This window comes from Streptomyces sp. UW30, from assembly GCF_008042075.1.
In the GTDB taxonomy this organism is placed as follows: domain Bacteria; phylum Actinomycetota; class Actinomycetes; order Streptomycetales; family Streptomycetaceae; genus Streptomyces.
Genome location: NZ_RDBN01000053.1, coordinates 678,850 through 698,968, shown reverse-complemented (window position 1 = coordinate 698,968; position 20,119 = coordinate 678,850). Strand labels below are relative to the sequence as shown.

General features: G+C 70.4%; 20 protein-coding genes and 1 pseudogene. 8 read left to right on the top strand and 13 right to left on the bottom strand.

Going from position 1 to position 20,119, the window contains the following annotated elements; all coding sequences use genetic code 11:
- Positions 1-10: 10 nt before the first annotated feature.
- A pseudogene (locus tag EAO75_RS37430) lies at positions 11-215 on the bottom strand (helix-turn-helix domain-containing protein); the annotation flags it as partial.
- Between EAO75_RS37430 and EAO75_RS47805 the strand changes: the two are divergent.
- Entirely contained in the window at positions 168-551 is a 384-nt protein-coding gene (locus EAO75_RS47805) for a hypothetical protein (RefSeq protein ID WP_261989661.1), read from the top strand. The pseudogene EAO75_RS37430 and the gene EAO75_RS47805 sit on opposite strands and share 48 nt — an antisense overlap.
- Positions 548-1,879, top strand: a complete 1,332-nt coding sequence (locus EAO75_RS37420; protein WP_261989580.1) for a lanthionine synthetase LanC family protein — start codon at positions 548-550, stop codon at positions 1,877-1,879. The genes EAO75_RS47805 and EAO75_RS37420 overlap by 4 nt, the downstream gene beginning before the upstream one ends.
- 24 nt (positions 1,880-1,903) lie before the next feature.
- Here the strand turns inward: EAO75_RS37420 and EAO75_RS37415 are convergent, their stop codons facing one another.
- From EAO75_RS37415 to EAO75_RS37385, 7 genes are all read right to left on the bottom strand, one after another.
- Complete coding sequence (locus EAO75_RS37415; RefSeq protein ID WP_148000509.1) at positions 1,904-2,089, bottom strand: hypothetical protein; 186 nt, start codon at positions 2,087-2,089, stop codon at positions 1,904-1,906.
- Positions 2,089-2,688, bottom strand: coding sequence for a helix-turn-helix domain-containing protein (locus EAO75_RS37410; protein ID WP_147999564.1), 600 nt, complete (start codon positions 2,686-2,688; stop codon positions 2,089-2,091). Before EAO75_RS37410 ends, EAO75_RS37415 begins: the two co-directional genes overlap by 1 nt.
- A gap of 81 nt (positions 2,689-2,769) precedes the next feature.
- Complete coding sequence (locus EAO75_RS37405; protein WP_147999563.1) at positions 2,770-3,729, bottom strand: glycine betaine ABC transporter substrate-binding protein; 960 nt, start codon at positions 3,727-3,729, stop codon at positions 2,770-2,772.
- A complete protein-coding gene (locus EAO75_RS37400; RefSeq protein WP_261989660.1) occupies positions 3,726-4,511 on the bottom strand; it encodes an ABC transporter permease in 786 nt (261 codons plus the stop codon). The genes EAO75_RS37405 and EAO75_RS37400 overlap by 4 nt, the downstream gene beginning before the upstream one ends.
- A 51-nt stretch (positions 4,512-4,562) precedes the next feature.
- Positions 4,563-5,813, bottom strand: a complete 1,251-nt coding sequence (locus EAO75_RS37395) for a betaine/proline/choline family ABC transporter ATP-binding protein (protein WP_147999562.1) — start codon at positions 5,811-5,813, stop codon at positions 4,563-4,565.
- Positions 5,806-6,453, bottom strand: a complete 648-nt coding sequence (locus EAO75_RS37390) for an ABC transporter permease (protein ID WP_147999561.1) — start codon at positions 6,451-6,453, stop codon at positions 5,806-5,808. The genes EAO75_RS37395 and EAO75_RS37390 overlap by 8 nt, the downstream gene beginning before the upstream one ends.
- Positions 6,454-6,495: 42 nt before the next feature.
- Positions 6,496-6,975 (bottom strand): Lrp/AsnC family transcriptional regulator, encoded by a 480-nt coding sequence (locus tag EAO75_RS37385; protein WP_147999560.1) that lies wholly within the window; start codon positions 6,973-6,975, stop codon positions 6,496-6,498.
- 127 nt (positions 6,976-7,102) lie between these two features.
- Here EAO75_RS37385 and hppD point away from each other — a divergent pair, with 127 nt between their 5' ends.
- Complete coding sequence (gene hppD, locus EAO75_RS37380; RefSeq protein ID WP_147999559.1) at positions 7,103-8,248, top strand: 4-hydroxyphenylpyruvate dioxygenase; 1,146 nt, start codon at positions 7,103-7,105, stop codon at positions 8,246-8,248.
- 93 nt (positions 8,249-8,341) lie between these two features.
- On the opposite strand, the gene EAO75_RS37375 is transcribed toward hppD, so the two are convergent.
- Positions 8,342-9,805, bottom strand: a complete 1,464-nt coding sequence (locus EAO75_RS37375) for a tetratricopeptide repeat protein (RefSeq protein WP_147999558.1) — start codon at positions 9,803-9,805, stop codon at positions 8,342-8,344.
- 103 nt (positions 9,806-9,908) lie between these two features.
- Here EAO75_RS37375 and EAO75_RS37370 point away from each other — a divergent pair, with 103 nt between their 5' ends.
- Entirely contained in the window at positions 9,909-11,315 is a 1,407-nt protein-coding gene (locus EAO75_RS37370; RefSeq protein WP_147999557.1) for an FAD-binding oxidoreductase, read from the top strand.
- Positions 11,316-11,332: 17 nt separating this feature from the next.
- Here the strand turns inward: EAO75_RS37370 and EAO75_RS37365 are convergent, their stop codons facing one another.
- A complete protein-coding gene (locus EAO75_RS37365) occupies positions 11,333-11,746 on the bottom strand; it encodes an SsgA family sporulation/cell division regulator (RefSeq protein WP_147999556.1) in 414 nt (137 codons plus the stop codon).
- Positions 11,747-12,009: 263 nt separating this feature from the next.
- Here EAO75_RS37365 and EAO75_RS37360 point away from each other — a divergent pair, with 263 nt between their 5' ends.
- Together EAO75_RS37360 and EAO75_RS37355 are read left to right on the top strand one after the other, a co-directional pair.
- On the top strand, positions 12,010-13,587 hold the full coding sequence (locus EAO75_RS37360; RefSeq protein WP_147999555.1) for an RDD family protein: 1,578 nt from the start codon (positions 12,010-12,012) through the stop codon (positions 13,585-13,587).
- A 91-nt stretch (positions 13,588-13,678) separates the two neighbouring features.
- Positions 13,679-14,335, top strand: coding sequence for an RDD family protein (locus EAO75_RS37355; protein WP_147999554.1), 657 nt, complete (start codon positions 13,679-13,681; stop codon positions 14,333-14,335).
- A 58-nt stretch (positions 14,336-14,393) separates the two neighbouring features.
- Here the strand turns inward: EAO75_RS37355 and EAO75_RS37350 are convergent, their stop codons facing one another.
- Positions 14,394-14,651 (bottom strand): hypothetical protein, encoded by a 258-nt coding sequence (locus EAO75_RS37350; protein WP_147999553.1) that lies wholly within the window; start codon positions 14,649-14,651, stop codon positions 14,394-14,396.
- A gap of 389 nt (positions 14,652-15,040) precedes the next feature.
- On the opposite strand from EAO75_RS37350, the gene EAO75_RS37345 reads away from it, so the two are divergent.
- Together EAO75_RS37345 and EAO75_RS37340 are read left to right on the top strand one after the other, a co-directional pair.
- A complete protein-coding gene (locus EAO75_RS37345) occupies positions 15,041-17,389 on the top strand; it encodes an immune inhibitor A domain-containing protein (RefSeq protein ID WP_147999552.1) in 2,349 nt (782 codons plus the stop codon).
- A gap of 121 nt (positions 17,390-17,510) precedes the next feature.
- Positions 17,511-17,858 carry a hypothetical protein gene (locus EAO75_RS37340; protein WP_147999551.1) on the top strand — a complete coding sequence of 116 codons (348 nt, stop codon included), beginning with the start codon at positions 17,511-17,513 and terminating at the stop codon, positions 17,856-17,858.
- A 103-nt stretch (positions 17,859-17,961) separates the two neighbouring features.
- Here the strand turns inward: EAO75_RS37340 and EAO75_RS37335 are convergent, their stop codons facing one another.
- Together EAO75_RS37335 and EAO75_RS37330 are read right to left on the bottom strand one after the other, a co-directional pair.
- Positions 17,962-18,552, bottom strand: a complete 591-nt coding sequence (locus EAO75_RS37335) for an isochorismatase family protein (RefSeq protein WP_147999550.1) — start codon at positions 18,550-18,552, stop codon at positions 17,962-17,964.
- 136 nt (positions 18,553-18,688) lie between these two features.
- Positions 18,689-20,047: a nicotinate phosphoribosyltransferase gene (locus tag EAO75_RS37330; protein ID WP_147999549.1), complete on the bottom strand. Its 1,359-nt coding sequence runs from the start codon at positions 20,045-20,047 to the stop codon at positions 18,689-18,691.
- Between the last annotated feature and the right edge of the window lie 72 nt (positions 20,048-20,119).

Below are 20,119 nucleotides of genomic sequence, written 5' to 3'. Positions count from 1 at the left end.
CCTCCGTAGGTCGAACGAGTTCGGTGATCAACTCGTCGCGGCCGGCGAAGTAGCGGTAGAGCGCGGGCCCGCTCATACCCGTCTGTTTGGCGACCGCGTTGAGAGAGCGCGGGCACACCGGCCGCGGCGATCTGCTCCCAGGCGCGTTCCTTGATCTCCGCCTGCACCTGGGCGCGATAGCGCTCCCGGGGCGTCTGCGCACCGGTGTCGCCCATGGGAAGCCCCTCACCTGTCGTGGGCAGGGCGTCGATCCCGACGCACGGGTCCGCTACCGGACCCGGACCGTCATCCACGCGCCGCTGCGCACCATCTGGAACTTCACCGAGGCCAAGGGCGGTGTCCTCGTACGCACGGAAGAGACCCACACCGGCGCGCAGGTCGACGCAGGCGTTCCCACCGCGACCAAGATCCTGCGCGACGGCCTCGAAGCAGGGCTGCGTGACCTGAAGGCAGCCGCGGAAGCCGGTACCCAGGACCGCCGGAACCGACAGACCGGCGACACCCCGCCGAACGGGCCTGCTCATCCGAGGGGTTGTAGCGTGACCGGATGAGGAGCGACGTATATCGGGACGTGGGCGAGGCCGCCTGGTCGTGGGTGCTGGACCACGTGCGCGAGGCCGAGGGCCCATGGCTCGTGCAGGCGGTGGTGGAGGGCGGTCCGGAAACCGTGTCGCCGCCACAGGACCGCGATTCGCTGTACGCGGGGATCGCCGGCTTGGCCCCGGTGCTGGCCGAGATCGCGCAGTACCGGGAGCTGAGCGCGCGAGAAGCGGCACTGGCGACCGGCATCGTGACCAGGCTGTCGGCACAGGCCGGGCAGCGAACGGAACCCTCGCTGTACGACGGCCTCGCAGGGGACGCGACGGCGCTCAGACTGCTCGCCCCGGGCGAGGAAGCGGTGGCACTGCGGCGGCTGGCCGCCCTGGCGACCGGCGACGGATGGAAGACCACCCTCGATTTCGAACCGGGCTCCAACGCGCCCCTCACCGACGTCATCATGGGGACCGCGGGCGTCGTGATGACGGCGGTCTGGGCGAAGAGCGAGTTCGCAGAGGCGATCGCGACGACGGGAGGCGAGGCGCTGCTGCGGGCGGCGGACCGTACGGAAGCGGGCCTCGACTGGGGCATGACGCCGGGGAGGCCGTCGAGGGCACCGAACTACTCGCACGGAACCGCCGGCATCGCGGCCGCACTGGCGGTCGCGGGCACCGCCCTGGACCGTCAGGACTTCATCGAGGCCGCGGTGGAAGGCGCCCGGCACGTCCTCTCGGTGGGGTCCTTGGAGGACGCCGGTTTCGTCGTCCCGCACACGATCCCGCCGTCGAAACGGGAGGTGGAACCGGTGACGTACACGTGGTGTCACGGCCCGGCGGGCACCTCGCACCTGTTCACCGCACTGGCGCACGCAGGGGTCGCCGAGGTGGCGGGCCGTGACGTCGACGAACTGCGGCACCGCTGTATGACCTCGATCCTCACCTCGGGCCTGCCGCAACGCCTCCGTCCCGGCTTCTGGGACAACGACGGCCGCTGCTGCGGAACGGCAGGCGTCGGAGACGTCCTGCTGGACGCCGCCCAGGACTGCCGGGCGCCGCAGCGGAGGCAGACCCTGCTGCGGGCCGCGCACCGGATGGGCGATGCGCTGGTCGACCGGGTCATCAGGGATGATGCGGGCGCCCGTTGGCGCTTTCTGGAACACCGCGAGGACCCGCCGCTGCTGCCGCCCCAGACGACGTGGATGCAGGGCGCGGCAGGCATCGCGGCCTACCTTCTGCGCCTCGCCCGGTACGGCGAGAGCGGCCCCGACGCCCCGGTCGTGGACCGCCCGGACCAGTGGTGGGCCGTGCCGGCGCACCTGCGGAGTACTCGCACGGACTCATGAGCGGATTCACTTCCGATACACGGCCTAGTGCGCGAGCGCCGGCGGCCGGGGGGTGGCGAGGCGCAGGCCGAGTTCTACGAGGGTCCAGCCGAGGCGGGTGCGCAGGCCCCGCGGGGGCTTGGCCGAGCAGGCCAGCCGGTGGGCCTTGGCCTGGGCGTGGAGTTCGGCGGCGCGGATGCGGTGTAAGGCGCGATGGGTCTCCGGGTCGATCACTGGGGTCTCTTTCGGTCCGTGGCGATGGGGAAGACGTGCGTGTGGAAGCGGACGTACTCCGCTTCGGGGGAGTCCTCGGGGACGTCGAGGTCGTCGTACGTTCGGATCAACTCGTGGACCTTGGCGATGAGTTCACGGGCGAGCGCGGGGGTCAGGCGCAGTTCCCAGTCGCTGAGGTCCATGGCGTGGTTCTCCTGCCATGCGGGCCCCCATTCGTCGCGGGTGGCCACCCAGGTCGTCAGGTCACGGGTGTGCTGAGAGACCATCTCGTGCAGAAAGACCTCGGCTGCGCCGCGCACCGCCGGATCGGTGGACTGATACAGGTCCTCCTGCATCGCGATGCCCTGCTCGACCACCTTCCACCACCGCTCCCGCCCCTTCCCGCGCTCCGGCGCGTCCTCGACGAATCCGTGCGCGGCGAGTTGCCGTAGGTGATAGCTGGTGGCGCCGCTGGACTCGTGAAGTCGTTCGGCGAGCATCGACGCGGTGGCCGGCCCGTGCCGTCGCAGCGCGCCGAGCAGCTCCATCCTCAGGGGATGCGCGAGCCCGCGCAGTGAACGGGCGTCGAGTTTCCGTACGTTGTGCTCTCCGGCCATGCATGCAAAGGTAGTTGTGCAACGGTTCCTTTGCAAGGACTTCTTTGGAACTCTCAACGCCCAACTCCCAGCCCCAACCCCCTACTTGACGAACCCCTCCTCCTTCATCCAGTCCAACGCCACCTGATGCGGATCCTCCCCGTCCACATCCACCTTCGCGTTCAGGTCCTGGGCGACCGTGTTGTTCAGCTTCTTGGTGATCGGGTCGAGGATCTCCGGGATCGCCGGCCACCTCTTCAGGGTCTTGGTGTTGATCACCGGGGCGGCGTTGTAGTTGGGGAAGAAGTGCTTGTCGTCGTCCATCACCACGAGGTTCATGGACTTGATGCGGCCGTCCGTCGTGAAGACCTCGCCGTAGGTGCAACTCCCCTTCGCCACCTGCGTGTAGATGATCCCGGTGTCCATCTGGGTGATGTCCTTCGTGGGCACGTTCATGCCGTACGCCTTCTGCATGCCCGGCAGCCCGTCCGCCCGGTTCGCGAACTCGACCTCCACGCACAGCGTCACCGCGGCGGGGTCGGACTTCGACAGCGCGGCGACCTCGGAGAGGTCGTTCGTCCGGTACTTCTTGTGGTTCTCCTGGTTCATCGCCAGGGCGTACGTGTTGTCCAGCGCGGACGGCGCCAGCCAGGTCAGCCCGTTGTGCGCGTCTTCCTTCCGCACGGCCTCCCACTGCTCCTGAGGGTCGACGACGGGATCGCTGTGCCCCAGGTAGGTGATCCAGGCCGTGCCCGTGTACTCGTACGCGGCGTCCGCGTCCCCCTTCACGACCGCCTCACGGCTGCCGATGGACCCCTGGATCCCGGTGCGGTCGAGCACCTCCGCGCCGGCCGCCTGGAAGGCGATGCCCATGATCGCGCCGAGGATGAGCTGCTCGGTGAATGACTTCGACGTCACCGTCAGTTCGGCGCCCTTCAGTGGCTCACCCCGTCCGATCGTTGCGGGCCGTACGTCGTCGACCATCGGGGAGCCGCTGGTCAGGCCGCATCCGGAGGCCGCCACCAGCAACCCCGCCGCGAGCAGGACCGTGCGCCGCCTCATACGTCCAACCCCCGCGGCCGCAGCAGCAGTTCGGCCAGTGAGGCCAGCCAGTCCACCAGCAGGGCCAGGGCGACCGTGAGGATCGAGCCCAGGACCAGGACCGGCATGCGCTGGTTGGTGATGCCGGCCGTGATCAGCACGCCCAGGCCGCCGCCCCCGCCGAAGACCGCGAGCGTCGCCGTACCGACGTTCAGGACCAGGGCCGTGCGCACACCCGCCAGGATCAGCGGGACCGCCAGCGGCAGTTCGACCCGGGTCAGCACGCCCGTCTGGGACATGCCGATGCCGCGGGCCGCCTCCAGCAGCGTCGGGTCGTTCGCCTTGAGCCCGGCGATCGTGTTGGACAGCACGGGCAGGGCGGCGTACGCGATCATGCCGATCAGGGCGGCCCTGCGGCCGATGCCCAGCCAGATCACCAGCAGGGCGAGCAGACCGATCGCCGGGGTCGCCTGGCCCATGTTGGCGATCGCCATGACCACCGGGGTGGCCTTCCGGAACGCCCGCCGGGTCAGCAGGATGCCCACCGGGATCGCGATGATCAGCACGAAGAAGGTGGAGATCGCCGTGAGTTCGATCTGCTCCTGAAGGGCGGTGGAGACCTGCCCGTGTGCCAGCGCGTTCTCGGAGATCGCGTCCAGGTCCGCCTGCTGGAACCACAGCCAGGTCGCCAGCAGCATCACCACCAGCAGGGCCGGTACGACGGTCAGCTTCTGCCAGCTCACCTTCCGGGCGGGAGGCTTGTCCGGGTTGCTGGTGGCGGCCTCCGGATGCGGCCTGACCAGCGGCACCGGACGTCTCCTGAACCCCTGCCGGCCGGGGAGCCTCCGGAGTGCTCACGCCTTCCTCTCCACTCCTGGGCCCTCCTGCTCGGCATGCGTCCGCTCCGCCCGCGCCCCCTCCAGCTCGTGCTGTGCCTCCAGCGCCTCCAGCCGGTCGGCCTCCAGCAGCTCGTGCACGGAGTTCATCAGCGTCTCCATGTCGACGACACCCGTGTACTCACCGCGCCGCCCGGTCACCACGGCCCGCCCCGCGTTGTCGGTGAGGACCGCCTCCAGGGCGTCCCGCAGGGTGGCGTCCCGCGTCACCGTGTCGTGCACCAGCGTCCCGGCCCGTGCCAGCGAACCCCTGGCCCGCATCAGATCGCCGCGCCGCAGCCACTTGTAGGGCCGGCCCCGCTTGTCGAGCAGCAGGATCTCGTTCGTACCGCTGGACCGGAGCCGGTTGAAGATCTCCTGGAGCGGGTCGTCGACGGTCACCGTCGGATAGTCGGTGATCTCCACATCCCGTACGCGGGACAGGTTCAGCCGCTTCAGCGCCGCCCCGGCCCCCACGAACCCGGACACGAAGTCGTCCGCCGGGTTGGTGAGGATCGCCTCCGGGGTGTCGAACTGGGCGATGTGCGAGCGCTCGCGCAGGACGGCGATTCGGTCACCGAGCTTGATGGCCTCGTCGAAGTCATGGGTGACGAAGACGATCGTCTTGTGCAGCTCGTGCTGGAGCCTGATCAGCTCGTCCTGGAGATGGTCGCGGGTGATCGGGTCGACCGCGCCGAACGGCTCGTCCATCAGCAGGACGGGGGGATCGGCCGCCAACGCCCTTGCCACGCCGACGCGTTGCTGCTGGCCGCCGGACAGCTGGCGCGGGTAGCGGCTGCGGAACTCCCCGGGGTCCAGCCCGACGAGGTCCAGCAGCTCCTCGACCCGGGACGCGATCCGCGCCTTGGACCAGCCGATCATCTTCGGTACGAGCGCGATGTTCTGCGCGACCGTCATGTGCGGGAACAACCCGGCGGACTGGATCGCGTAGCCGACCTTGCGGCGCAGCTTCACCGGGTCGATGTCGGTGACGTCCTCGCCGCCGATGCGGATGCGGCCGCCGGTCGGTTCGATCAACCGGTTGATCATCTTCAGCGTCGTCGACTTCCCGCAGCCGGAGGGGCCGACGAGGATGACGACCTCGCCCGCCTTGATCTCCATGTTCACGTTGTCCACGGCCGGCTGCGGATTGCCCGGATAGTGCTTCGTCAGGTTCTCCAGCTCGATGGAGGCACCGTGGTGGTCGTCGTGACCGCTGCTCTCAGGCACGGATCCCCCTGGAGATCGTCAGCCGCCCGATCAGGACGTACGCGGCGTCGAACAGCAGCGCCAGGATGATGATCCCGATCGTGCCCGCGAGCACCTGGTTGAGCGCGTTCGCGCTGCCCAGCGAGGCGAGACCACGGAAGATCACATTGCCGAGGCCGGGGCCCGAGGCGTACGCCGCGATGGCCGCGATGCCCATCAGCATCTGTGTGGCGACCCGGATCCCGGTCAGGATCGGCGGCCAGGCCAGCGGCAGCTCCACCTTCAGCAGCCGGATGAGCCGGGACATCCCGATGCCCTTGGCCGCGTCCACGAGGGACGGGTCGACACCGCGCAGCCCGACGATCGAGTTGCGCACGATAGGCAGCAGCCCGTACAGCGTCAGCGCGATCACCGTGGGCGCCACGCCCAGTCCCACGATCGGGATGAGCAGACCGATCATGGCCAGCGACGGAACGGTCAGGATGCCCGAGGTGGTCAGCGTGGCGAAGTTGCCGGCCCACTCGCTGCGATAGGTGGCCACCCCGATCAGCACCCCGATCACGGTCGCCACGACCATGCACTGCAGGACGGCGCTGGCGTGCTGGAAGGCGTCGGTGAGCAGCTGCTGGTGGCGGTTGCCCAGGTACTCCCAGAAGCTCACAGGACTCACCCCACCGGGTCGCGGGCCGGTTGCCGGCCCGGGCTAGCTGCGGTCCCGGTCCTCCGCCGCCTGCTCCACCAGCGGGATGATCCGCAGCGGAACGGGGTTCTCCATCACGATCGCGGTGGAGGCCCGGACGATCCCATCGAAGCCGACAACCCGGTCGATCACACGCTGGAGGTCGGCGTTGGAGCGCGCCACGAGCCGGCACATCATGTCCCCGGTCCCGGTGGTGGTGTGCAGCTCCAGCACCTCCGGCACGGTCGCCAAGTGCGCCCGTACGTCCGGCCCTTGCCCCTGGCGGATCTGGAGCGTCGCGAACGCGGTGACCGGATACCCGAGCGCGGCCGGATCCACCTCGGGACCGAATCCTCGGATGACTCCGTTCGACTGAAGCCGGTCCAGCCGCGCCTGCACGGTCCCGCGGGCCACCCCCAGCCGCCGGGACATCTCCAGCACCCCGATCCGAGGCTCGCGCGCCAGCAGCACGATGATCCGCCCGTCCAGATGATCGATCGCCATGGCAGCCTCCCGGTGCGGTGGTCATCCTGTACAGACAGCCAGCAGAAACGGACCCTGCACTAAGCATGTTGCCCAGTGAAAAACCAAACTATTGCGCACCTTGCCGCATCGGAGTGACCCTGCGCCTATGACGCAGACCACACACCACACTCCCGACACCGCCCGGCAGGCCGACCCCTTCCCGGTCAAGGGAATGGACGCGGTCGTGTTCGCCGTCGGCAACGCCAAGCAGGCGGCGCACTACTACTCGACCGCCTTCGGCATGCGGCTGGTCGCCTACTCCGGGCCGGAGAACGGCAGCCGCGAGACCGCGAGCTACGTGCTGGAGAACGGCTCCGCCCGCTTCGTCCTCACCTCCGTCATCAAGCCCGCCACGGCCTGGGGCCACTTTCTCGCCCAGCACGTGGCCGAGCACGGCGACGGTGTCGTCGACCTCGCCATCGAGGTCCCGGACGCGCGGCGGGCGTACGAGTACGCCCTCGAACACGGCGCCCGCTCGGTGACAGAGCCGTACGAGGTGAAGGACGAGCACGGCACGGTCGTGCTGGCCGCGATCGCGACCTACGGCGAGACCCGCCACACGCTCGTCGAGCGCACCGGCTACGACGGCCCGTACCTTCCCGGCTACGTAGCCGCGAGCCCCATGGTCGAGCCGCCCGCCCAGCGCACCTTCCAGGCCATCGACCACTGCGTCGGCAACGTCGAGCTCGGCCGGATGAACGAATGGGTCGGCTTCTACAACAAGGTCATGGGCTTCACGAACATGAAGGAGTTCGTGGGCGACGACATCGCGACCGAGTACAGCGCGCTGATGTCGAAGGTCGTGGCCGACGGCACGCTCAAGGTCAAGTTCCCGATCAACGAGCCCGCCATCGCCAAGAAGAAGTCCCAGATCGACGAGTACCTGGAGTTCTACGGCGGCGCCGGCGTCCAGCACATCGCGCTCAACACCAACGACATCGTCGCGACGGTACGGACGATGCGCGCGGCCGGCGTCCAGTTCCTGGACACCCCCGACTCGTACTACGACACCCTCGGCGAGTGGGTCGGCGACACCCGGGTCCCCGTGGAGACCCTGCGCGAGCTGAAGATCCTCGCCGACCGTGACGAGGACGGCTACCTGCTGCAGATCTTCACCAAGCCGGTCCAGGACCGCCCGACGGTCTTCTTCGAGATCATCGAGCGCCACGGCTCGATGGGCTTCGGCAAGGGCAACTTCAAGGCCCTCTTCGAGGCGATCGAGCGGGAGCAGGAGAAGCGCGGAAACCTGTGACGGCCGACTGAGTCGCTCCGGTCGTGCGGGTGCCACGGGGGGCCCGCACGACCGGAGGAACCGACCACGCCTTCCCCGGCCCCTTCGGCCCGCTCAGTCCTTCTCGGGCTTCGCCTCCATGTCCGGCACGTCCTGCACCGACGGCTCGCCCAGCTCCTCCAACGCCTGCTCGGCCAGCGGCACCCGCGTCGGCGAGAAGTGGGGATGGATCCGCAGCGCCTCCTGCAGATGCCGTCGCGCGGCCCCCGGCATCTCCAGCTCCCGCTCGATCATCCCCAGGTGGTACACGTACAGCGCGTCGCGCACCCCGCCCCCGCGGTGCCGGTCGGTCGCCACCCGCGCGAGCTTCAGCGCCTCCTTGTCCTTCCCGGCCCGGTGCAGCGCCCACCCCAGCGCGTCGGTCACCGCGATCCCCGGCTGCACCCGCCACTCGGCCCGCAGCCGCCGCACGGCCGACTCCACGTCACCGTGGTCCGCCTCGAAACGGCCGAGCACGAGCTCCTCGTCCACCCCACCGGCCGCGCCCCGCGCCGCCCGCTCCCGCAGCAGGTCGTACTGCACCCGAGCCGCCTGCCCGAGCCCCAGCGACTCGTACAGCTCGCCCAGCTCCAGTGCGTACTCGGGATTCGGCTGCTTGGCGAAGGCCACCCGGTAGGCGTTCAGCGCCTCCGTCGTTCGGCCCAGCGCCGCCAGCGTCCGCCCCTGACCGGCGAGCGCCGCCCGCTGGTCGGGGTCGAGCCGCACCGCCTCCTGGAAGTGCCGCAGCGCCACCTCCAAGTCGCCGCGCTCCCAGGCGAGCTGCCCGCCCCGCTCCAGATACGCCGCCCGCTCGGCCGGGGCCTCGGCGCCCGCCGCCGCGTCCGACAGCGCGGCCGCCGCGTCCTCCCGCCAGCCCCGGTCCCGGTACACGCCCGCCGCCCACGCCAGCGTCGCCGGCCCCGAGCGCAGCTCCAGCAGCCGGTCCAGCGCCCGCTTGGCCGCCTTGTACTGACCCAGCCCGGTGTGCGCGTCGATCAGCTGCGGATACGTCGCCCACCGCTTGCGGTCCGCCTTCAGCGCCGCCTCGCTCCAGGTGCGCGCCGCCCGGAAGTCCCGCCGCGCGTTCGCCAGCGCCGCCATGCCGTCCAGCGCCTCGGCGTTGCGCGCCCGCACCTTCAGGGACGTACGCAGCGCGTCCTCCGCCTTCGGGTAGTTCGCCGGCTCGGCGGTCCGCCGGCCCTGCTCCACATACGCCGCCCCCAGCACGGCCCACGCCTCGGCGTCCCTCGGACGGGTCCGCAGATGCCGCTCCCGCTCGTCGATCAGCACCGCCAGATCGGGCAGCGCGGCCGCCACGCCCGTGGTGACCGCGGTCAGCGCCTGCGCCCCCGGCGCCGGCCCGGGCGCCCGGGTCCCGCCCTGCCCCCACGGCACCAGCGCCAGCACCACGCCGAGCACGGCACACCCCGCCACCGCGGCGAGCAGCACCCGCCGCCGGACGCGCGGGCGGCTTACCGGCGCTGCCTGTTCGTTCTCCACGGCATCGTCGTCCGGGGCGCTCACGGTGCGGTTCTCCATGGCGCTCACTGTGCGTGAAACGCCGCGTCGACACGACGACCACACCCGCCTGCCGCCGACCGCCGTACGCGGGGTTCACACCGATGGCCCCGGGTGTCACGCTGTGATCATGAGCCGTACCGAAGCCGCACCCGACCAGGCCCGGGGTGACCTCACCGAGCGGCTGCTCGCGGGTCTGCCCGCCGAGGCCGTCCTCACCGACCCCGACGTCACGGCCGCCTACGCCAACGACATGGCGAGCTTCTGCCCGGCCGGCACCCCCGCCGTGGTCGTACTGCCGCGCACCGTCGAAGAGGTCCAGCACGTCATGCGCACCGCCACCGAGCTGCGCGTCCCGGTCGTCCCGCAGGGCGCCCGCACGGGCCTGTCGGGCGCGGCCAACGCCTCCGACGGCTGCGTCGTGCTGTCCCTGACCAAGATGGACCGCATCCTGGAGATCAGCCCCGTCGACCGCATCGCCGTCGTCGAGCCCGGCGTCATCAACGCCGCCCTGTCCCGCGCGGTGGGCGAACACGGCCTGTACTACCCGCCGGACCCGTCCAGCTGGGAGATGTGCACGATCGGCGGCAACATCGGCACCGCCTCGGGGGGCCTGTGCTGTGTGAAGTACGGGGTGACGGCCGAGTACGTCCTCGGCCTCGACGTCGTCCTCGCCGACGGACGCCTGATGTCCACGGGCCGCCGTACGGCCAAGGGCGTGGCGGGGTACGACCTGACCCGCCTGTTCGTCGGCTCAGAGGGCTCGCTGGGCATCGTCGTACGGGCCGTCCTGGCCCTGCGGCCGCAGCCGCCGCAGCAGCTGGTCCTCGCCGCCGAGTTCGCGTCGGCGGCCGCCGCCTGTGACGCGGTGTGCCGGATCATGGCGGGCGGGCACGTCCCGTCGCTGCTCGAAATCATGGACCGTACGACGGTCAAGGCGGTCAACGACATCGCGAACATGGGCCTGCCGGAGACCACCGAGGCCCTGCTCCTGGCCGCGTTCGACACCCCGGATCCCGCGCCCGACCTCGCCGCCGTCGGCGCGCTGTGCGAGGCGGCCGGCGCCACCCAGGTCGTCCCGGCGGACGACGCGGCCGAGTCCGAACTCCTCCTGCAGGCACGGCGGTTGTCCCTCACGGCGCTGGAGGCGGTGCGCGGCGTGACGATGATCGACGACGTGTGCGTGCCCCGCTCGCGGCTCGGCGACCTCATCGAGGGCGTCGAGCGGATCGCCGACAAGCACCAGCTGACCATCGGCGTCGTCGCGCACGCGGGCGACGGCAACACCCACCCCACCGTCTGCTTCGACGCGTCGGACCCCGACGAGTCCCGGCGCGCCCGTGAGTCCTTCGACGAGATCATGGCCCTCGGCCTGGAACTCGGCGGCACGATCACGGGCGAGCACGGCGTGGGTGTGCTGAAGAAGGAGTGGCTGGCGCGTGAGATCGGCCCCGTGGGGATCGAGATGCAGCGGGCCGTCAAGCAGGTCTTCGACCCGCTGGGCATCCTGAACCCGGGCAAGCTCTTCTGATCCGACGCCCCCGCGGCTCACTGGGCGAGCAGCTGGTCGAGCGCGTCGTCGATCCCCAGCTGCTCGCCCTCAGTTCCCGGGGGCACCACCCGCAACGTCCGCTCCAGCCAGGCCGACACCTGAGCGGCGGGCGCCTCCAGCAGCGCGTCCCCGTCGGGGGAGCTCAGGCCCATCAGCACCACACTGCGCCCCTCGGACTTCGTCGGCCACACCCGCACGTCCCCGTGCCCGCACGGCCGGAACACCCCCTCGACGAGCAGATCGCGGGAGAAGGTCCAGTACACGGGGTGCTCGGAGTTGATGTGGAAGGTGATGTGCACGGCGTACGGATCCTCGCTGTGGTAGCTCAGCCGGGCCGGGACGGCGACGCTGCGCTCCGGCGACAGGATGAGCTTCAGCTCCAGTTCGCGCTCTACGACGGTGTGATGCATGGCGTGCGGGTCCTCTCTCGTGACGCGTGCGGGCCGTGTGGACGGGCCCGTACGAGTGGAGAGGGAGCGGGGGCGCGGATCATTACGCGGGTTCGCGGAACTTTTTTCCGCCCCGGTCCCCACGCGGGTTCCGCTCGTGTGAAGTCCGTGTACGAGGTTGCCCGGAAAGGGGCGGGTCCCACGGGACCGGCGGTGCTCGCCTCGCCGGTCTGATAGATGTGGAGGCCCTCATTTGACCCACGAGCAGATACCGGACGACGGACATGAGCGCCCCAACCCCGGCCCCCGGTGACGACCGGCCCCGCGACGGGTATTACCCGGACCCGTCTATTCCTGGATATGTCCGGTACTGGAACGGCGCCTCCTGGGTGCCGGGCACCAGCCGTCCGGCGCCCACGGACGGCGAGACGCTCGCCCCACCGCCGGGTGCTCAGCCGGCCCAGGCCGGCCAGGCTCCCCTGGTGGAGGAGACCGGCCCGCACTTCTTCGACGAGGAGCCGGCGCCGGGCGGTGCCCAGCACGGCAGCCGGCCCGAGCCGGCGTCCGCCTGGGGCGCCGACTCCTCCCGCCAGTCCGGCTTCGGCGGCGAGCAGGACCGACGGGTCTCCTGGGGGTCGCCGCAGGACAACGACCCGAGGGACCCGCGTGCGGCCGCGCCCACGGGTCACCCGGACGGCCACGCCGCCCGCACCGACGGCACGGCGTCCATCCCGCCCGCCGAGCCGGACACGGATGCCGGCGGCCTCGCCTCGGGTGACACGTTCATGATCCGCAGGCCGGTGGCGGGGGCCCGCGGTGCGCAGTCCTCCGGCGCCTCGGGGCAGGGCGCTCCCGGCATCCCGAGCCCCGGTGGCCCCGCCCCTGTCGACGGCACCATGGCGATCCGCGCGCTGAACCCGCGCACGGGGCAGCAGGGCGGGGCGGCCGGGGCGCAGGCAGGTGGCACGGGCGCGTCCGCCGTCCCGGGCGCCGCACATGCGGACGCAGAGCGCCCCTCCGCGGCCGGTGCCCCGCAGGGTCCCGGCTTCGGCGCCGGGAAGGCCGCGGCGGATCGCGCCGCAGTGGCCCCGCCGCAGGCTCAGGCGGCCCCTGGAGCCGGTGGCGCCGCTCAGGCCGCCGGCGGTACCCCCGCGGGCCTCTCCGGCCCGCAGCAGGGCGCTCCGAGCGTCCCGCGCCAGTCGGGCGGCCCGCAGCAGGCGGCCGGCGATGCCATGCCCATGTCGCAGGGCGTCGGCGGCGGTCAGTCCTCCTGGGCGCAGCAGGTCCACCGGCTCGCGGGCCCGGACGAGGACCAGCCGGTCGCCCCGTGGAAGCCGCCGGTCATGGACCCCTTCCAGGCGGCCGCCATGCGGCAGGCCGCGGCCCGCCCGGCGAACCTCGGCAAGCGGCTGCTCGCCCGGCTGCTGGACACGATCGCGCTGGCCGCCGTCACCGCGGTGGTCGCCGTGCCGCTCGGCAGCAAGGCCCTCGACCACGTCAACGACAAGATCGACGCCGCCAAGCTCTCCGGCGAGACGGTCACGGTGTGGCTGCTGGACGGCACCACGTCGGTGTATCTGGGCGTCATCCTGGCCGTGCTGCTGCTGTTCGGCGTGGTCTACGAAGCCCTGCCGACCGCCAAGTGGGGCCGCACGCTGGGCAAGAAGCTGCTCGGCCTGGAGGTGCGGGACATCGAGGGGCATCAGCCCCCGGAGTTCGGCGCGGCCCTGCGCCGCTGGCTGGTCTACAGCGTGCCCGGCCTGCTCGTCATCGGCGTCGTCGGCGTGCTGTGGTGCGTCTTCGACCGGCCGTGGCGCCAGTGCTGGCACGACAAGGTGGCGCATACGTTCGTCGCGGACTGAACCCGTACGGCGAACGTCCCGGGCGATTTACGTACCTCGGACGGCCCCGCGCCGGATGCGAAACCGCAAGGTTCGCGGTCGACTCGGGGCCATGAGCAGCGAACCGCCTCCCGGCTCCGGGCAGCAGCCCCCGGAAGACGACCCGTTCAGGAAGCAGCCCCCGCCGCCCGGCGGCCCGGGTTCGCCGTACGGTGATCAGCCTCCGTACGGCGGCCAGCCCCCGCCTCCGCCCGGCGGTGGCCCCTACGGCGGTGATCCGTACGGCAGTGGCGGTTACCCCGCCGACCCGCTCGCCGGAATGCCGCCGCTCGCCGACAGCGGCAAGCGCACGCTGGCCCGCATCCTCGACATGATCCTGGTGGGCATCGTCGTCTGGCTGCTCACCTGGGGATTCGGGGTCACCGAACTCGACGTGGACACCGACAAGGTCGAGTACGGCAAGTCCCTCGCCCAGTCGGCGATCGCCGCCGTGCTCTACATCGCGTACGACACCGCCCTGACCGTCCGCACGGGGCAGACCCTCGGCAAGAAGCTGCTCAACCTGCGGGTGGCCAACCTCGACAACGGCGCCACACCGTCCGTGCAGACCAACCTGATCCGTGCGGCGGTGCTGTGGATCCCGTTCGCGTTCTGCTGCGCCTGTATCTGGACGGCGATCTGTGGCGGTTGGAGCTACTTCGACCGGCCCTACAAGCAGGGGCTGCACGACAAGGCGGCCAAGACGGTGGTGGTCAGCACGGGCAGCTGACGAACCAGAACCGGGACGAACGTCAGAACCGGGACGAACGTCAGAACCGGGACGAACGTCAGGACTGGGAGAGCGCGGGCTCCTCCGCCTTCTCCTGTTCCGCGGCGGCGGGCTTGCGCACCGCCACCACGCGGGTCCTCTTCGGCATGGGTACGGTCATGGCGACCAGCAACCCGAGCATGAGCGCCGATACGGCGATGACCGCGATCCCCACACCCGAACTGGTCTGTGACAGCAGCAGCATGGCGAGAGTGGAGAAGAGCACGGTGCACGAGCCGTAGGCGAGCTGTGCGGCAGTCGGACGAGGCATGATCATCGTGTCCTCGGAATCAGGGGTGCACGGGGGTCTCGGCCTGGCTTTCCGCCGACGTCCGGGCGTTCCGCCATCCGACTCTAACCGCGTGCATGCCCGAGTGGAACAAACCGTAAGCGTGACCTAACCAACAGTGCCGGTGCACAGGGGGCGCACGGAGTCATGGCGTCCAGCAAGTGGACGGCGCCGCGCGCCCGTTAACCGAAAGGTCGTTGTTCGCTAAACGAACATCGACTTCGCATAGTGCAATTGACTTGTGCAAGTCAAGGTCTGTCTTTTCTGCTTAACCTCTAGTCAAATGTCGTCACTTGACTACACGCGTTGATCACGTGCGCGGATCCTCCATGACCAGGACCCTCCTTCCGCGCGCCCGGCGCGGGGGAGGATCTCAAGTGACCAGTAGACCCTGGACGTTCAGAGCGGCGGCTACCGCCGTAGCGCTCGCGACGGCGGCGGCGACTTTCTCGACCTTCGCGGTGGCTCAGGCCGACGAAGGCGCGCCTGCTTCCGTGGAGCGGCACGACCCGGCGGAGAACACTCACGCCGACCACAACCTCGACGGCCCGATGACCAAGACTCAGGAGGCCCAGCGCGAAGAAGCCCTGAATCAGGTCATATCCGGCGATGCCAAGGTGACCAAGCGCGAGGGCTCGCAGGTCGTCCAGCTCAAGAGCAAGAAGGGCGACAGCAAGTACGTCGAGCTCGGCCGCGAGAAGACCGACAAGATCTTCACGATCCTGGTCGAGTTCGGCGACAAGCTCAGCGAGTTCGGCGGCACGGCCGGCCCGGCCCACAACCAGATAGCCGAGCCCGACCGCGCCAAGGACAACTCCACGGCGTGGCAGGCCGACTACAACCAGAAGCACTACCAGGACCTCTACTTCGGCACCGGCAAGAAGACCGAGTCGGTGAAGAAGTACTACGAGAAGCAGTCCTCGGGCCGCTACTCGGTCGAAGGCGAGGTCGCCGACTGGGTCAAGGTCCCCTACAACGAGGCCCGTTACGGCAACAACGCCTGCGGCCAGACCAACTGCTCCAGCGTCTGGAACGTCGTGAGCGACGGCCTGACCGCGTGGGTCGCCCAGCAGAAGGCAGCTGGGAAGACCGACGCCGAGGTCAAGGCGGACGTCGCGAAGTTCGACCAGTGGGACCGCTACGACTTCGACGGCGACGGCGACTTCAACGAGGCCGACGGCTACATCGACCACTTCCAGATCGTGCACGCCGGTGAGGACGAGTCCGCGGGCGGCGGTGCGCAGGGCACCGACGCGATCTGGGCCCACCGCTGGTACGCGTTCGGCACCGACGCGGGTGCCACCGGCCCCAACGGCAACAAGCTGGGCGGCGCGCAGGTCGGCTCCACCGGCATCTGGGTCGGCGACTACACCGTCCAGCCCGAGAACGGCGGCCTGGGTGTCTACGCCCACGAGTACGGCCACGACCTCGGTCTGCCGGACCACTACGACACCACCGGCAACGGCGACAACTCCACCGGCTTCTGGACCCTCATGTCCTCCGGTTCCTGGCTCGGAACCGGCAAGCAGGAGATCGGTAACCTGCCCGGCGACATGACCGCCTGGGACAAGCTGCAGCTGGGCTGGCTGAAGTACGACACGGCCAAGGCCGCCACGAGCTCGTGGCACAAGCTGGGTGTCGCCGAGTACAACACCAAGCACAAGCAGGCTCTCGTGGTCGAGCTGCCCAAGAAGCGGGTCACCACCCAGATCGTGCAGCCGGCGCAGGGTGCGAACCAGTGGTGGAGCGGCAGCGGCGACAACCTCGCCAACACGCTGACCCGTTCCGTGGACCTCACGGGCAAGTCCGCCGCCTCGCTGACGCTGGACGGCTGGTACGACATCGAGGCCGAGTTCGACTACCTCTACACCGAGGTCTCGACCGACGGCGGCGCCAACTGGACCGCGGTCGACGGCACCGTCGACGGTGCGGCCCTCCCGAAGGACGCCAGCGGCAAGCCCGCGCTGACCGGCTCGGTGGACGCGTTCAAGAAGCTGGTCTTCCCGCTGAATGCCTACGCGGGCAAGAAGATCGACCTGCGCTTCCGCTACCAGACGGACGGCGGCGTGGCCCAGAAGGGCTTCGCGGCCGACCAGATCACCGTGACCGCCGACGGCACGGCCCTGTTCTCCGACAACGCGGAGAGTGCGGACGCCGCTTGGAAGACCAAGGGCTTCTCCCGCATCGGCGCGTCCATCACGGACGACTACGCGCAGTACTACATCGCCGAGAACCGTCAGTACGTGTCGTACGACAAGACGCTGAAGACCGGCCCGTACAACTTCGGCTTCGCCGGGGTCCGTCCGGACTGGGTGGAGCACTACGCGTACCAGAACGGCCTGTTGATCTGGAAGTGGGACACCTCCCAGGCGGACAACAACACCAGCGTGCACCCCGGTGTCGGCCTGGTCCTGCCGATCGACTCGCACCCGGCGGCGCTGAAGTGGGCCGACGGCACGGTGATGCGCAACCGCATCCAGTCCTACGACTCGCCCTTCAGCAAGTTCCGGACGGACGCCATCAACCTGCACAACGCCGACGTCCTGACCAAGATCCCGTCGAGTGCGGGGGTGTCGGTCTTCAACGACCGCACCAACACGTACTACGACGCGCTGACCCCGACCGCGGGCGTCAAGATCACTGACACCAACACCAAGATCAAGATCGTCAAGGAGGCCAAGAACGGCTCCGCGATCGAGCTCGAAGTTGGTCCAGCGGTGAAGTAAACCGCGTTTTAGCAGGTCAGAGCATGATCGGCGGCGACCCCTTGGCGGGTTGCCGCCGGTCGTGTTTAGGTGCACCCTGTGCTTCCCTTATTGACACCGACTCGCACGGGGGTGTGACCGCATGGCCGCAGGAGGTTTCTGCAAGCTGCCGACCGGCAGCGTGGTGGTGGCTCTGAACCTGCCCAGACCCACCGCCGACGGCACGGGCTGCGTCCGTGTCCTCGTCCACGCCCAGAACCGCGCCCGAGCCCTGACCAGGCTCCGCAACCTGGGCATGCGCGCCGTCTACCTGCGCGGCAACGCCGCCCCACCGACCCCCGACGAGATCACGGCGGTCCTCCACCACCCCGACGGCCTGATATGGCGAACGGCCCCCGACAACGGTGTCGCGACGGCTGCCCCGGAACTGATGCAGGAGCTGTGGCACCCGATCAGGGCCCTGCTGAGACGCCCGGCGGCAACGTCCTGAGAGCGCGGCACCGCAACGCCGTAAGGGGCGCGGGGAACCGCGCGACAAGCCACGACGGCGCGGCAGCCGCCGGACGACCGATCGCGGCACCTTCGCGGCGCGGCTACGCCACCACCGGCTTCCCGGACAGCTCGACGCCCGCCTCCCGCATCTCCTCCAGTGCCCGCTCGGTCGTCTCCGTGGCCACCCCCGCGGTCAGATCCAGCAGCACCTGCGTCCGGAACCCCTCCCGCYCCGCATCCAGCGCGGTGGCCCGCACGCAGTGGTCCGTGGCGATGCCCACCACGTCCACCTCCGAGACCTCCCTGGCCCGCAGCCAGTCCGCCAGCTTCACGCCGTTCTCGTCGGCCCCCTCGAACCCGCTGTAAGCGGCCGCGTACGCCCCCTTGTCGAACACGGCGTCGATCGCGCCCGAGGCGACCGCGGGGGCGAAGTTCGGGTGGAACCCGACCCCCTCCGTGCCCGCGACGCAGTGCGCCGGCCAGGAGCGCCGGAAGTCGGGGTGGGCGGAGAAGTGGCCGCCGGGCGCGATGTGGTGGTCGCGGGTGGCCACGACGTGCTGGTAGCCGGACCCGGCCGCCTGCCCGATCAGCTCGGTGACGGCGGCGGCCACGTCGGCACCGCCGGCCACGGCGAGGCTGCCTCCCTCGCAGAAGTCGTTCTGCACGTCTACGACGATCAAGGCGCGGCGCATGGGCGGTGTCCTTCGGTTATGGACGCTGAGGTCGGGACGGTGAGAGCGTGCGGGCCCGGCCGTGAACCTCCGAGCCTAGAGACTTCGGGTGCGGTGCGGGAGGGGGCATGGGGTGAGCACGCCGGGCGCGCTCGCTTCACGCCCCCGGCCGGCTCCCCGAGCGCCCGTTTACGTACTCGGTCGGAATGACAGGTTCCCCGCGCGAGAGCTGCGTGGCGGACAGCGGCAGATTCGCGCGGGCGGCCACGTGCCGGTCCCGTACGACGTCCAGCGGCTCCCTCGCCACCACGGCGCCGCCCTTGATCAGCTCGACCAGCAGCTGCCGGTCGGCGAGCCCGGCCGGCACCGCCCCCGTGCCGATGACCTCGGCCTCCGCGGCGCCGTACTCGTCCAGGCGCCGGGCGGCCCACTTGCGGCCGCCGATGGAGGTCTTGCCGCCGGTCGACTTCTTGGCGACCGGCACCAGCGGCGCCCCGGCCTCGGCGGACTCGGCGCGGGCGACCAGCTTGTAGACCATCGAGCAGGTCGGATGCCCGGAGCCGGTCACCAGCTGGGTCCCGACGCCGTACGCGTCCACCGGCGCCGCCGCCAGCGAGGCGATGGCGTACTCGTCGAGGTCCGAGGTCACGATGATCCGGGTGCCCGTCGCGCCCAGCTCGTCCAGCTGCTGGCGGACCCGGTGCGCGACCAGCAGCAGGTCGCCCGAGTCGATGCGGACGGCGCCCAGCTCGGGCCCGGCGACCTCGACGGCCGTACGGACCGCCTCGGCGACGTCGTAGGTGTCCACGAGCAGCGTGGTGCCCCGGCCCATGGAGTTCACCTGGGCCTGGAAGGCGTCCCGCTCGCGGTCGTGCAGGAGGGTGAAGGCGTGTGCGCTGGTGCCGACGGTGGGGATGCCGTAGCGGAAGCCGGCCGCGAGGTCGGAGGTGGAGGCGAAGCCGCCGACGTACGCGGCCCTGGAGGCGGCCACCGCCGCCAGCTCGTGGGTGCGCCGGGCGCCCATCTCGATGAGCGGGCGCTCGCCCGCTGCCGACGACATGCGGGAGGCGGCCGCGGCGATCGCGGAGTCGTGGTTGAGGATGGAGAGGATCACCGTCTCCAGCAGCACGCACTCGGCGAAGCTGCCCTCGACCCGCATGATCGGCGAGCCCGGGAAGTAGACCTCGCCCTCGGGGTAGCCCCAGACGTCGCCCGAGAATCGGTAGTCCGCGAGCCAGGCGAGGGTCTGCTCGTCGACGATCTTCCGTTCGCGCAGGAAGCCGAGGACGTCCGGGTCGAAGCGGAAGTTCTCCACTGCGTCCAGGACCCGGCCGGTGCCGGCCACGACGCCGTAGCGCCGCCCGTTCGGCAGCCGCCGGGTGAAGACCTCGAACACGCTCCGCCGCTCGGCCGTGCCCGCCTTGAGGGCCGCCTGCAGCATCGTGAGCTCGTACTGGTCCGTGAAGAGCGCCGTAGAGGGAACATCCACCGGCAGCCCAAGGTCCGCTGTGTTCATGACTGAGAATCGTACCCCCATCTCGTCAGTCTGACGATTTGGTCCCGTGGGTTCGCCGAGGATTTGTGCGAC

Excerpts from the sequence above, each read along its gene's own strand:
- EAO75_RS37420 (WP_261989580.1), top strand. The coding sequence starts at position 548 with ATGAGGAGCGACGTATATCGGGACGTGGGCGAGGCCGCCTGGTCGTGG.
- EAO75_RS37410 (WP_147999564.1), bottom strand. The coding sequence starts at position 2,688 with ATGGCCGGAGAGCACAACGTACGGAAACTCGACGCCCGTTCACTGCGC.
- EAO75_RS37405 (WP_147999563.1), bottom strand. The coding sequence starts at position 3,729 with ATGAGGCGGCGCACGGTCCTGCTCGCGGCGGGGTTGCTGGTGGCGGCC.
- EAO75_RS37385 (WP_147999560.1), bottom strand. The coding sequence starts at position 6,975 with ATGGCGATCGATCATCTGGACGGGCGGATCATCGTGCTGCTGGCGCGC.
- hppD (WP_147999559.1), top strand. The coding sequence starts at position 7,103 with ATGACGCAGACCACACACCACACTCCCGACACCGCCCGGCAGGCCGAC.
- EAO75_RS37375 (WP_147999558.1), bottom strand. The coding sequence starts at position 9,805 with ATGGAGAACCGCACCGTGAGCGCCCCGGACGACGATGCCGTGGAGAAC.
- EAO75_RS37365 (WP_147999556.1), bottom strand. The coding sequence starts at position 11,746 with ATGCATCACACCGTCGTAGAGCGCGAACTGGAGCTGAAGCTCATCCTG.
- EAO75_RS37360 (WP_147999555.1), top strand. The coding sequence starts at position 12,010 with ATGAGCGCCCCAACCCCGGCCCCCGGTGACGACCGGCCCCGCGACGGG.
- EAO75_RS37355 (WP_147999554.1), top strand. The coding sequence starts at position 13,679 with ATGAGCAGCGAACCGCCTCCCGGCTCCGGGCAGCAGCCCCCGGAAGAC.
- EAO75_RS37350 (WP_147999553.1), bottom strand. The coding sequence starts at position 14,651 with ATGATCATGCCTCGTCCGACTGCCGCACAGCTCGCCTACGGCTCGTGC.
- EAO75_RS37340 (WP_147999551.1), top strand. The coding sequence starts at position 17,511 with ATGGCCGCAGGAGGTTTCTGCAAGCTGCCGACCGGCAGCGTGGTGGTG.
- EAO75_RS37330 (WP_147999549.1), bottom strand. The coding sequence starts at position 20,047 with ATGAACACAGCGGACCTTGGGCTGCCGGTGGATGTTCCCTCTACGGCG.